11 protein-coding genes are annotated in these 11,557 nt (G+C 70.1%); 3 read left to right on the top strand and 8 right to left on the bottom strand.

All coding sequences use genetic code 11. The features are described 5' to 3' along the window. Positions 1 to 42 precede the first annotated feature (42 nt). From prcA to arc, 5 genes are all read right to left on the bottom strand, one after another. Positions 43 to 792 (bottom strand): proteasome subunit alpha, encoded by a 750-nt coding sequence (gene prcA / locus ACWDAK_RS22120; protein ID WP_344635496.1) that lies wholly within the window; start codon positions 790 to 792, stop codon positions 43 to 45. 67 nt (positions 793 to 859) lie between these two features. Further along, positions 860 to 1,699 carry a proteasome subunit beta gene (gene prcB / locus ACWDAK_RS22125; protein WP_427394456.1) on the bottom strand — a complete coding sequence of 280 codons (840 nt, stop codon included), beginning with the start codon at positions 1,697 to 1,699 and terminating at the stop codon, positions 860 to 862. A 188-nt stretch (positions 1,700 to 1,887) separates the two neighbouring features. Further along, positions 1,888 to 2,106, bottom strand: a complete 219-nt coding sequence (locus ACWDAK_RS22130) for a ubiquitin-like protein Pup (protein ID WP_280699658.1) — start codon at positions 2,104 to 2,106, stop codon at positions 1,888 to 1,890. Between the two features lie 173 nt (positions 2,107 to 2,279). Then, complete coding sequence (gene dop, locus ACWDAK_RS22135; protein ID WP_344635498.1) at positions 2,280 to 3,791, bottom strand: depupylase/deamidase Dop; 1,512 nt, start codon at positions 3,789 to 3,791, stop codon at positions 2,280 to 2,282. A 167-nt stretch (positions 3,792 to 3,958) separates the two neighbouring features. Continuing rightward, entirely contained in the window at positions 3,959 to 5,725 is a 1,767-nt protein-coding gene (gene arc / locus ACWDAK_RS22140) for a proteasome ATPase (protein WP_344635499.1), read from the bottom strand. Positions 5,726 to 6,007: 282 nt separating this feature from the next. Here arc and ACWDAK_RS22145 point away from each other — a divergent pair, with 282 nt between their 5' ends. Beyond that, entirely contained in the window at positions 6,008 to 6,295 is a 288-nt protein-coding gene (locus ACWDAK_RS22145; protein WP_344635500.1) for a ferredoxin, read from the top strand. Between the two features lie 94 nt (positions 6,296 to 6,389). On the opposite strand, the gene ACWDAK_RS22150 is transcribed toward ACWDAK_RS22145, so the two are convergent. The 3 genes from ACWDAK_RS22150 to ACWDAK_RS22160 all read right to left on the bottom strand — a co-directional run bounded on the left by ACWDAK_RS22150 (position 6,390) and on the right by ACWDAK_RS22160 (position 9,428). Further along, complete coding sequence (locus ACWDAK_RS22150) at positions 6,390 to 6,992, bottom strand: hypothetical protein (RefSeq protein ID WP_344635501.1); 603 nt, start codon at positions 6,990 to 6,992, stop codon at positions 6,390 to 6,392. Positions 6,993 to 7,265: 273 nt separating this feature from the next. Beyond that, complete coding sequence (locus ACWDAK_RS22155) at positions 7,266 to 8,222, bottom strand: tRNA (adenine-N1)-methyltransferase (RefSeq protein ID WP_344635502.1); 957 nt, start codon at positions 8,220 to 8,222, stop codon at positions 7,266 to 7,268. 81 nt (positions 8,223 to 8,303) lie between these two features. Next, positions 8,304 to 9,428 (bottom strand): site-2 protease family protein, encoded by a 1,125-nt coding sequence (locus ACWDAK_RS22160; RefSeq protein WP_425557561.1) that lies wholly within the window; start codon positions 9,426 to 9,428, stop codon positions 8,304 to 8,306. 374 nt (positions 9,429 to 9,802) lie between these two features. Here ACWDAK_RS22160 and ACWDAK_RS22165 point away from each other — a divergent pair, with 374 nt between their 5' ends. Both ACWDAK_RS22165 and ACWDAK_RS22170 read left to right on the top strand, forming a co-directional pair. Further along, positions 9,803 to 10,756, top strand: coding sequence for a RecB family exonuclease (locus ACWDAK_RS22165; RefSeq protein ID WP_427394455.1), 954 nt, complete (start codon positions 9,803 to 9,805; stop codon positions 10,754 to 10,756). Beyond that, positions 10,757 to 11,428 (top strand): response regulator transcription factor, encoded by a 672-nt coding sequence (locus ACWDAK_RS22170; protein WP_344635504.1) that lies wholly within the window; start codon positions 10,757 to 10,759, stop codon positions 11,426 to 11,428. It abuts the gene before it with no gap. Positions 11,429 to 11,557 lie beyond the last annotated feature (129 nt).

Below are 11,557 nucleotides of genomic sequence, written 5' to 3' on the forward strand. Positions count from 1 at the left end.
TCCCGCACGGCCGTCGGACCGCACGGGACTCCCGCTGCCGCATCACTCCGCCGTTTCGCCGGCGGCGTCCTCCTCCGTGGCGGCGCTCTCGTCGCCGTTCAGCAGCCGACTGAGCTGGCCGCCGAGGATGCGCTTGAACTTGCGCTTCTGGAAGCGCTGGCGGTCGAGCACGGCGACCTCCAACTGCTCGGTGGTGAGGGTGCGCGGGGTGCCCCCGTTGGGGTCCCTGGCGAGGCCCTCGACGGCCACCTTGAGGGCCTCGGCGAGGGTCATCCCGGTGCGGTGGCGCTGGCCGATGTAGTTGCCGATGGAGTCGGCGTTGCCGCCGACCACCACGGTGTTCTTCTCGTCGACCACCGAGCCGTCCGGGGTGAGCCGGTAGATCTGGTCCTCGTCGGCGGTGCGGCCGACCTCCGCGACGATCAGCTCGACCTCGTAGGGCTTCTCGCCCACCGAGGAGAAGATGGTGCCCAGCGTCTGGGCGTAGACGTTGGCCAGACCGCGCGCGGTGACGTCGGCCCGGTCGTAGGAGTAACCGCGCAGGTCGGCGTAGCGGACGCCGCCGATGCGCAGGTTCTCGAACTCGTTGTAGCGGCCGACCGCGGCGAAGGCGATCTGGTCGTAGATCTCGGAGACCTTGTGCAGGGCCCGGGAGGTGTTCTCGGCGACGAAGAGGATGCCGTCGGCGTAGGTGAGCACGACCACGCTGCGGCCGCGCGCGATGCCCTTGCGGGCGTACTCCGCGCGGTCCGCCATGGCCTGCTGGGGGGAGACGTAGAACGGCGTGGACACCGGCGGTCGTCCCTTCTCGGTGTGTGCCCCTCCGGTCCGTGGTGGACCGGAGGGAGGGTTCGGCGGACTAGAGGAGCGGGGCCTGCGGGCCGTTGGGGTGCTCCAGGCGCTGGTCGGTGATCGAGACCGCGATCTCGGCGACCTCCTCCTCGGACAGCCTGCGGAAGCCGTCCTCGGTGATCTGCGAGACGATCGGGAAGATCTTGCGGGCGAAGTCGGGACCACCGGTCGCGGAGTCGTCGTCGGCCGCGTCGTACAGCGCCTGGACCACCAGGGTGGCGGCCTGATCGGCCGTCATTCCGTCGCGGTAGAGCTTCTTCATCGAGCCGCGGGCGAACATCGAACCCGAGCCCGTGGCGGCGAACCCGCGCTCCTTGGAGCGGCCGCCGGTGACGTCGTAGCTGAAGATCCGGCCCCGGCCGAGGTCGAGGTCGTAGCCGGCGAAGATCGGGACCACGGCCAGGCCCTGCATGGCCATCCCGAGGTTCCCCCGGATCATCGTGGTGAGGCGGTTGGCCTTGCCCTCCAGGGACAGGCCGGTGCCCTCGATCTTCTCGTAGTGCTCCAGCTCCAGCTGGAACAGCCGGACCATCTCCACCGCGAGGCCCGCGGTGCCGGCGATGCCGACCGCACTGTACTCGTCCGCCGGGAAGACCTTCTCGATGTCCCGCTGCGCGATCACGTTGCCCATGGTGGCCCGGCGGTCGCCGGCGATCACCACGCCGCCCTCGAAGACCGCGGCGACGATGGTGGTGCCGTGCGGCGCTTCCACGATGCCCTCTGGCAGGCTTCGGCGCCCGGGGAGCAGTTCGGGCTGGTGCTGTGCCAGGAAGTCGAGGAACGACGAGGACCCGGGGGTGAGGAAGGCGGCCGGTAGACGCCCGGTGCCACCAGTGTTGGCTTCCACTCGATTCCTTCCAAGTAGATCGTTTCGGATGCCCCGGACCTTACCCGTTCCGTGGCGCCGAACCACATCCCGGGTGCGTCCGATTATCAGCGCATTCGCGCGCAACGGGCCTCGGTGGCCCATTACGCGCGAATGCGGACTCTCAGGTAAACCACGTCAGGCCCGCCATTCGACGACGGACCTTGACGTCACTGGCCACCCTTCTGGACAAACTGCCGCACGAAATCCTCGGCATTCGACTCCAGGACGTCGTCGATTTCGTCCAGAACCGCGTCGACGTCATCGCTCAGCTTTTCCTGGCGTTCCTTGAGGTCCTCGGACTGCTGCGCTTCGGCGGCCTGCTCCTCGACCTCCTCGGAGGAGCGGTTCGCCCGCTGCTGGCCGCCGCCGGTGTCCTTGCTCGCCATTTCCCTCACCCCGCTCGATTCGTCTCGCACGGCTGGTCTGTGGTGTTGCTGGTCAGACCCTATCCACCGGGTGCGGATCCCGCGCCCAGTGCTACTTCAACGCTCCGCGCTCCCCCGGATGATTCCCATCCGGGAAGCATTCACCCATGGTGATCCGGAGGTCACCGGACGTCTCAGCCGCCCGCCAGCACCCGGAGCAGGTCCTCGGCGGTGCGGCAGCGGTCGAGCAGTTCCTTGACGTGGTTGCGGGTGCCCCGCAGCGGCTCCAGGGTGGGCACCCGCTGGAGCGAGTCGCGCCCCGGCAGGTCGAAGATGACCGAGTCCCAGGAGGCCGCCGCCACGTGCTCGGCGTACTGCTCCAGACACCGGCCGCGGAAGTACGCCCTGGTGTCCTCCGGCGGCTTGGCGACGGCCTCGGCGATCTCCTCGTCGGTCAGCAGCCGCTCGAACCGGCCGCGGGCCACCAGGCGGTTGTAGAGGCCCTTGTCGGGGCGTACGTCGCTGTACTGGAGGTCGACCAGGTGCAGCCGGGGGCTGTCCCAGTCCAGGCCGTCCCGCTGGCGGTAGCCCTCCAGCAGCTCCTTCTTGGCGATCCAGTCGAGCTGCCGCGACAGGCTCATCGGATCGCGCTCCAGGCGGCCCAGCACGTCCTCCCAGCGGGCCAGGACGTCCTTGGTCTGGTCGTCGACGTCCTGGCCGTAGCGGTCCTCGACGTACTTCCGGGCCAGCTCGCAGTACTCCATCTGGAGCTGGACCGCGGTGAGCTTCCGGCCGCTGCGCAGCGTGATCAGGTGGGTCAGCGAGGGGTCGTGGGAGACCCGGTGCAGGGTGCGGACCGGCTGGTCGATCGCCAGGTCGACGGCGATGAAGGCGTCCTCGATCATCGCCAGCACCAGCGAGGTGGTGCCCAGCTTGAGATAGGTGGAGATCTCGGAGAGGTTGGCGTCCCCGATGATCACGTGCAGCCGGCGGTACTTCTCCGCGTCGGCGTGCGGTTCGTCCCTGGTGTTGATGATCGGACGTTTGAGCGTGGTCTCCAGGCCGACCTCCACCTCGAAGTAGTCCGCCCGCTGGCTGATCTGGAAGCCGTCGGCCGAGCCGTCCTGGCCCAGGCCCACCCGGCCGGAGCCGGTGATCACCTGGCGGGAGACGAAGAACGGGGTGAGGTGGCGGACGATGTCGGCGAACGGGGTCGCCCGCTTCATCAGGTAGTTCTCGTGGGTGCCGTAGGAGGCGCCCTTGTTGTCCGTGTTGTTCTTGTACAGGTGGATCTTCTGCCCGTTAGGGAGTTCAAGGGCACGCTGCGCGGCCGCGGCCATGATCCGTTCCCCGGCCTTGTCCCAGAGCACCGCGTCGCGCGGATTGGTCACCTCGGGTGAGCTGTACTCGGGGTGGGCGTGGTCGACGTAGAACCGCGCGCCGTTGGTGAGGATGACGTTGGCGAGGCCGATGTCCTCGTCGGTGAGCTGGCTGGCGTCCGCGACCTCCCGCGCGAGGTCGAAGCCCCGGGCGTCGCGCAGCGGATTCTCTTCCTCGAAGTCCCAGCGAGCCCGCCGCGCCCGGTGCATCGCCGCCGCGTACGCGTTGACGATCTGGGACGAGGTGAGCATGGCGTTGGCGTTGGGGTGCCCCGGTACCGAGATGCCGTACTCGGTCTCGATCCCCATCACGCGCCGTACGGTCATGCGGCCCTCCTTGCCCGGTGCCCTGCCCGGCCGGGCCTGGCACTGACGTACCGCCTACACACCACCGCGGCGGACCTCCCGCCGATGATGGGTCGAGCCTAGTCCTGAGACGAACCGTCCGGCTGCGACCGTTCGAAGCGGTGCAGCCGGACGGTGGGTTCGAACCGTTACAGGTACTGCCCCGTGTTGGCGACAGTGTCGATGGAGCGGCCGGACTCGGCGCCCTGCTTCCCGGTGACCAGGGTGCGGATGAAGACGATCCGCTCGCCCTTCTTTCCGGAGATCCTGGCCCAGTCGTCCGGGTTGGTGGTGTTGGGCAGGTCCTCGTTCTCCTTGAACTCGTCGACGCAGGCGGCGAGCAGGTGGGAGACGCGCAGTCCCCGCTGGCCGTTCTCGAGGAAGTCCTTGATCGCCATCTTCTTCGCCCGGTCCACGATGTTCTGGATCATCGCGCCGGAGTTGAAGTCCTTGAAGTAGAGGACTTCCTTGTCGCCGTTGGCGTAGGTGACCTCCAGGAAGCGGTTCTCCTCGGTCTCCGAGTACATCCGCTCCACGACCGACTGGATCATCGCGGCCACCGTCGCCGGGACCGAGTCGTCGTGCTCCCTGAGGTCGTCCGGGTGGAACGGCAGCGAGTCCTTGAGGTACTTGGAGAAGATGTCCTTGGCCGCCTCGGCGTCCGGACGCTCGATCTTGATCTTCACGTCCAGTCGTCCCGGTCGCAGGATGGCCGGGTCGATCATGTCCTCCCGGTTGGAGGCGCCGATCACGATGACGTTCTCCAGGCCCTCGACACCGTCGATCTCGGCCAGCAGCTGCGGGACGATGGTGTTCTCCACGTCCGAGCTGACGCCCGAGCCGCGGGTGCGGAAGAGCGACTCCATCTCGTCGAAGAAGACGATGACGGGCGTGCCCTCGCTCGCCTTCTCCCGGGCCCGCTGGAAGACCAGGCGGATCTGCCGCTCGGTCTCGCCGACGTACTTGTTGAGCAGCTCGGGGCCCTTGATGTTGAGGAAGTAGCTCTTGCCCTGCGGGCGACCGGTGGCCTCCGCCACCTTCTTGGCCAGGGAGTTGGCCACCGCCTTGGCGATCAGCGTCTTGCCGCAGCCGGGCGGGCCGTAGAGCAGCACGCCCTTGGGCGGGCGCAGCTCGTACTCCTTGAACAGGTCGGCGTGCAGGTAGGGCAGCTCGACCGCGTCCCGGATCTGTTCGATCTGGTTGGCCAGACCGCCGATCTGCCGGTAGTCGATGTCCGGCACCTCTTCGAGGACGAGCTCCTCGACCTCTGCCTTGGGGACGACCTCGTAGACGTAGCCGGAGCGGGGCTCCAGCAGGAGGGCGTCGCCGGCCCGCAGGGTGAGCTCGTGCAGCGGCTCGGCGAGCCGGACCACCCGCTCCTCGTCGGTGTGGCCGATGACCAGGGCGCGCTCGCCGTCCTCCAGGACCTCCTTGAGGGTGACGATGTCGCCGATGCGCTCGAAGGCCATCGCGTCCACGATGTTGAGGGCCTCGTTCAGCATCACTTCCTGGCCGCGCCGCAGCTCGTCGAGCTCGACACTCGGGCTGACGTTGACACGGAGCTTGCGCCCACCGGTGAAGATGTCGGCGGTGCCGTCCTCGTTGGCGCCGAGGAAGGTGCCGAATCCGGCGGGCGGCTGGGCGAGCCGGTCGACTTCCTCCTTGAGGGCCACGATCTGGTCGCGGGCCTCGCGCAGCGTGGAAGCGAGCCGTTCGTTCTGGGCGGTTACTCCGGCCAGATTGGTCTGGAGCTCGACGATGCGGTCCTCGAGGATTCTCGAGTTGCGCGGCGAGTCGGCAAGCTTGCGACGCAGGACGGCAATCTCCTGCTCGAGGTACGAGACCTGAGCGGCCTCGTCGGAACCACGAGCGGGACGGCCGGCGCTGCGGTTGTAATCGTCATCGTGGGCTGCCACGGTCCTCACCTCCTCCGGGGGGAGCTGGACGCTTCCAGACCCTACCTGCACCCAGGGGTCCCTAAACCCCTAGATCAGAAAGATGGAACGGGCGTGTCCGATCTCCGCCCTTGCACGCTTCCCCTCTGCTAGGGAGATACCCACCGCGCACCGCCCAAAGCGGACCAGATGTATCGTCGGTCAGGTCAATATCCGATCGTGACCCATGGCGGAGCTCGGATCGGTGTACGAATGGCAGGAATGCCCCATCAAGGGCGACCAGCGACAGAAACGGCAGGGGACATGTCGGGCACCGGCGAAGCGCTAGAGGTCTGGATCGATCAGGATCTGTGCACCGGCGACGGTATCTGCGCGCAGTACGCACCGGAGGTCTTCGAGCTGGACATCGACGGTCTCGCCTATGTGAAGGGCGAGGACGACGAGCTCCGCCAACAGCCGGGCGAGAGTGTTCCGGTACCGCTGACGCTGCTTCAGGACGTGATCGACTCCGTCCGCGACTGCCCCGGTGACTGCATCCACGTCCGCCGCGCCGCCGACCGGGTCGAGGTCTACGGGCCCGAGGCCGAGTAGCCGGCGCCGCCGTGGCGTCCAGCAGGCACGGTCGCGGCGGGAGTTGCACCTGGAAGCCGCCAACCGGCCGTGACCGGTTGGCGGTTGGGCGGCGTCAGGCCTGGCTCGCGGGGGCCTTGGTCTCGGTACGGGTCCACCCGGCGCCGTGCCGGGTCCAGCTGAGACTGAGGACCAGGTCGGGGGCGAAGCGCGGGACCTCGTCGCTGGAATAGCCCTTGGCGTGGCCCGTTATGGTGCCGTCACTGCGCACCTTGAGGGCGGTGACGGTGAGCCGGTCGGCCTCGGTGAGCAGGCTCGCCCGGACGGTCGGGCGGCCGTCGGGGCCGGCCGTGAGCAGGAAGACGGCATCGCTCGGGGTGCCGTTCGGGGCCGCGCAGTGGGCGGCGGCCACCGTGCTCGGCACGCCGTTCAGCCTGGTGCCGAAGCTCAGCGCGATGGTGACCGGGAACGGGCCGCAGTCCAGTGGCAGTTGGGCCTTGGCCGGATCCGGTGCCGCGGCCGCCGCCAGCGCCTCGGCCGGCTGACCGGCCGGGCTCGGGGTCGGCCGGCCCTGGGCCGGGGTGGCGACCAGTGTGCCGCCCACGACCACGGCGCAGGCCACGGCCACCAACGCCCAATGCCGGGGCCTGGCGTGCGCGTTCTGGTCGATCTGATTCTTCGCCGGGATCTGGTGCACCGTCTCGTCCGCTTCCTGCACCGGGCAGTCCCCTCCACGGTGGTGGTGTGAGGCAGCATCGTCCCACATCCGGCGCACTCCGTCGCAATCGGGGAAGCACGAGGGGCGCGGGGAACCGCGCGATGCGGAAGACGACGCGGTTCAGCCGGGACAGACGAGTAAGGTGCACCACCCGACCTCTCGGCGGGTGGTGCACCTTGCTTTCCGGTGGAAAAGCACCGGACCGATTTCTTCCGATTAGCGCGGTTCCCCGCGCCCCCGGAAAACTCCTCCGCGCCCCTGTCGGGGCACTTCTCAGCCGAGATCGGGCTCCTCGGCCGCATTGCGGGCGGCCCGACGGGCGGCGGCACGTTCCTGCAGCGTCGCCTCCGGGGCTCCGCTGTCGTAGTCCTCGCCGTAGGCGCCCTTGGCCGGGCGGCGGCGGCGCAGCGGCGGCTCGACGCCGTCCGCGAGCCGGCGAGCGGTGAGCAGGAAGCCGGTGTGGCCGATCATCCGGTGGTCCGGGCGGACGGCCAGGCCCTCCAGGTGCCAGGTGCGGACCATGGTCTCCCAGGCCTGCGGCTCGGTGAAGGTGCCGTGCTCGCGCAGTGCCTCGACGGTCTTGGACATCTGCGTGGTGGTGGCCACGTAGCAGCAGATCAGACCGCCGGGCACGAGCGCCTTGGAGGCGACGTCCAGGCACTCCCAGGGGGCCAGCATGTCGAGGATGACCCGGTCGACGTCGGTCTCCACCAGGCTGTCCTGGAGGTCGCCGACGGTCAGCTTCCAGGCCGGGTGCGGGCCGCCGAAGTAGCGCTCGACGTTGCCGCGCGCGATGTCGGCGAAGTCCTGGCGGCGCTCGTAGGAGGCGAGCATGCCGGTGTCGCCGACCGCGCGCAGCAGGTACGTGGAGAGTGCGCCGGAGCCGACGCCGGCCTCGACCACGCGGGCGCCCGCGAAGATGTCGGCCATCGCCAGGATCTGCCCCGCGTCCTTGGGGTAGATCACGGCGGCGCCGCGCGGCATGGACAGGACGTAGTCGGGGAGCAGGGGGCGCAGCGCGAGGTACGGGACGTTGCCCGTGGTACGCACGACAGTGCCCTCGGGGGCGCCGATCAGCTCGTCGTGGGGGAACGCACCCTTGTGGGTGTGGAACTGGTTCCCGGCCTGGAGCGTGAACGTGTAGTGGCGACCCTTGGGGTCGGTCAGCTGAACCTGGTCCCCGACCTGGAAGGGCCCGCGTCGGCGGGTGGCACCGGTCGGTTCGGACATGCGGACAATCCTAAGGGAATCGGAACGCTCCGCCGACCACGTGATCGTCCACCGTCCTCGGGAGCGCTCCCGGCTGTCGGTTCAGGGAGAGGACGGCCGCCCCGCGACGGCGGCGGTGAGGCGGCGTTCGATGTCGGCGAGGGCGAGCACCCCGTACGGGCTGCCGTCCGGGCGGACCACCAGGTACTCGCTGGCGGGGGTGCGGCGCAGCGCGGCCAGCAGTTCCTCGCCGGTCAGGTCCAGGCTCAGGCACAGGCCGGGCTCCAGGGTGCGGGCGAGCGGGCCGACCGCGACCCAGGGGCGGCGGTGCTCCGGGACGGCCTGTACCGCGGACTCCTTGACCAGTGCGGTGGGCTCGCCCCGGCCGTCCACCACCACGACCGCGCCGGCCTCGGCCTCCCGGGCCCGGCGCAGCGCCTCGCCCAGCGGGGTGTCGGCGGCGACCTCGACCGCGCGGCGGGCCAGTTCGCTGACCCGCAGGCCCGGCAGCACCTCCTTGAGCCGGGCGTTGCGGAGGGCGCCGCTGGCACCGTTCCAGATGATCACTGCGAGGAGGGCGGAGAGCGCGCCGTCGATCAGGCTGTCGGTCGCGGTGCGGTCCACCCCGCGCGAGGCGGCGACCATCGGCAGACCGAAGAGCACCAGCAGGGCGAGTCCCCGGCCGACCCAGGCGGCGGCCACCGTCCCGGCCATCGGGCGGCCGGTGATGCCCCAGACCACGGCGCGCAGCATCCGGCCGCCGTCCAACGGCAGCCCGGGCAGCAGGTTGAAGGCGGCCACCACCAGGTTGCTCACCATCAGCCCCGCCAGCAGCACGCTGGGTACGGTGCCCGGTTCGACCGCGAGCAGGGCGAGGTAGAACACCCCGCCGAGCGCCAGCGAGAGCAGCGGTCCGACGAAGGCCAGCCAGAACTCGCGGGCCGGGGTCTCGGCCTCCTTCTCGATCTCGGAGACCCCGCCGAAGAACTGGAGCTGGATCCGGCGGACACCGAGCCGGTACCGCAGCGCGACCAGGGTGTGCGCCAACTCGTGGACGAGTACCGAGCCGTAGAAGGCGATCGCGAAGGACAGCGACACCAGGTAGCGGACACGACCCAGTTCGGGCAGGACGGTGGACAGCTGGCTGCCGAAGATCCAGGTGATCAGCGCGGCGATGACGAACCAGGACGGCGTGACGTAGATCGGCACGCCGAAGGGACGGCCCATCCGGATCCCGCCGGGCCGCCCGGGGCCGCCGGGCGTCCCCTTCCCGTCGGTCGGCGGTTGCGCGGAGGTCTGCTGCCCCCTGATGTCACTCACCGTGGCCCCTTCGTCGGTCGTCGAGTCCCCCCACTGTGCGCCCACGCTACGTGATCTCCATCGGAAAACCCCGTGCGCCCCTCGCTACCGGGGTCATACCCCGCCGTCGGCACTCCTGCTCACACAGCAAGCTTGCACCCGCCCGGCGGCGCGGGGCTGCGCCCGATCAGCCGGGTGTGCGGGACAGGAGGTGCGGCGGGCCCGGCAGCGGCATCCGGGCGGGAGCCCCGTGTCAGCGGCTTGGCAGCGAGATGTGAGCGCGGGGCAATAGGGTCGGGGGCATGCACCAGACCGACACCGCTCAGCTCACCGCGCCCGGCGTGCCCCGGCAGGCCGTGGCGCCGACCGGGCTGTCCCCGTCCCGGGCGGGCGACTTCATGACCTGCCCGCTGCTCTACCGGCTGCGGGTGATCGACCGCCTGCCCGAGCCGCCGAGCGCGGCGGCGACCCGGGGCACGGTGGTGCACGCGGTGCTCGAGCGCCTCTTCGACCACGCCCCGGCCGAGCGGACCCCGGAGCGTGCGCTGGGTCTGCTGCGCCCGCAGTGGCAGCGGCTGTTGTCCGAGCGCCCGGAGCTCGCCGGGCTGTTCCCGGACGACGAGGACGGCAGCGCGGTGGCCCGCTGGCTGGGCGACGCGGAGAAGCTGCTGGCCCAGTGGTTCCGGCTGGAGGACCCCACCCGGCTGCACCCCGTGGAGCGCGAGCTGTACGTGGAGACGGTGCTGGGGTCCGGTCTGCTGCTGCGCGGCTACATCGACCGGGTCGATGTGGCACCGACCGGCGAGGTCCGGCTGGTGGACTACAAGACCGGCCGGGCGCCCTCGCGGGACTTCGAGGGCAAGGCCATGTTCCAGATGAAGTTCTACGCCCTGGTGGTGTGGCGCTGGAAGGGCGTCATCCCCAGGCGGCTCCAGCTGGTGTACCTGGGCGGCGGGGGCGACGTGGTCACGTACGACCCGGACGAGGCCGATCTGCTGGCGGTGGAGCGGAAGTTGGAGGCGCTCTGGGAGGCGATCTCCAGCGCGGTGGCCACCGGCCGGTTCCCGGCCACCCGAAATCGGCTGTGCGACTGGTGCGACCATCAGGCAAGCTGCCCGGAGTTCGGCGGCACTCCCCCGCCGTACCCCCTGCCGGTCCTGACGGGCCCCGAGCGCGGACCCGCGGACCCGGCCGGCCCTGGCGGGCCGGCAAGACCGAACGAGCTCAAGAGCGACGAAAGCAACAAGGAGTCGTAGGTGACGATCCGAGTCCTGCTGGTGGACGACCAGCCGCTGCTGCGCACCGGCTTCCGGATGATTCTGGAGGCCGAGTCCGACCTGGTGGTGGTCGGCGAGGCGGGGGACGGTCAGCAGGCGCTGGAGCAGGTACGGGCGCTCCAGCCCGACGTGGTGCTGATGGACATCCGGATGCCCCGGATGGACGGGGTGGAGGCCACCCGCCGGATCGCCGGTCCCGGCCGGGACGGTCCGGTCAAGGTGCTGGTGCTGACCACCTTCGACCTGGACGAGTACGTGGTCGAGGCACTGCGCGCGGGGGCCAGCGGCTTCCTGCTCAAGGACGTCCCGGCCGAGGAACTGGTGCAGGCGATCCGGGTGGTCGCGGACGGTGCCGCGATGCTGGCCCCGAGCATCACCCGCCGACTGCTGGACATGTACGCCACCAAACTGCCGTCCGGCGACGAGGCGCCGCCGCAGGCGCTGACCGCGCTGACCGAGCGCGAGATGGAAGTGCTCAAGCTGGTGGCCCGGGGACTGTCCAACGCGGAGATCGCCGGTGAGCTGTTCGTCAGCGAGACCACCGTGAAGACCCACGTCGGTCATGTGCTGACCAAGCTCCAGCTGCGTGACCGGGTGCAGGCTGCGGTGTACGCGTACGAGAGCGGCCTGGTCCGGCCCGGCACGCTCTGACCCCGCCGGCATCGGACGGCGAAGGGCGGCCCCTCCTCCGGTCGAGATGCACCACCCCTTCCTGGCCGCGGTCTCCCAGGACCCGGTGCTCAGCCGGGTCAAGCTGATCGCCGAGCCCTGGGACGTCTC

Source organism: Kitasatospora sp. NPDC001175, from assembly GCF_053598215.1.

What these genes read in the sequence shown, in the direction of transcription:
- ACWDAK_RS22130 (WP_280699658.1), bottom strand. Translation starts at nt 2,106, where the DNA reads ATGGCGAGCAAGGACACCGGCGGCGGCCAGCAGCGGGCGAACCGCTCC.
- dop (WP_344635498.1), bottom strand. Translation starts at nt 3,791, where the DNA reads ATGACCGTACGGCGCGTGATGGGGATCGAGACCGAGTACGGCATCTCG.
- ACWDAK_RS22145 (WP_344635500.1), top strand. Translation starts at nt 6,008, where the DNA reads ATGTCGGGCACCGGCGAAGCGCTAGAGGTCTGGATCGATCAGGATCTG.
- ACWDAK_RS22155 (WP_344635502.1), bottom strand. Translation starts at nt 8,222, where the DNA reads ATGTCCGAACCGACCGGTGCCACCCGCCGACGCGGGCCCTTCCAGGTC.
- ACWDAK_RS22160 (WP_425557561.1), bottom strand. Translation starts at nt 9,428, where the DNA reads ATGGGCCGTCCCTTCGGCGTGCCGATCTACGTCACGCCGTCCTGGTTC.
- ACWDAK_RS22165 (WP_427394455.1), top strand. Translation starts at nt 9,803, where the DNA reads ATGCACCAGACCGACACCGCTCAGCTCACCGCGCCCGGCGTGCCCCGG.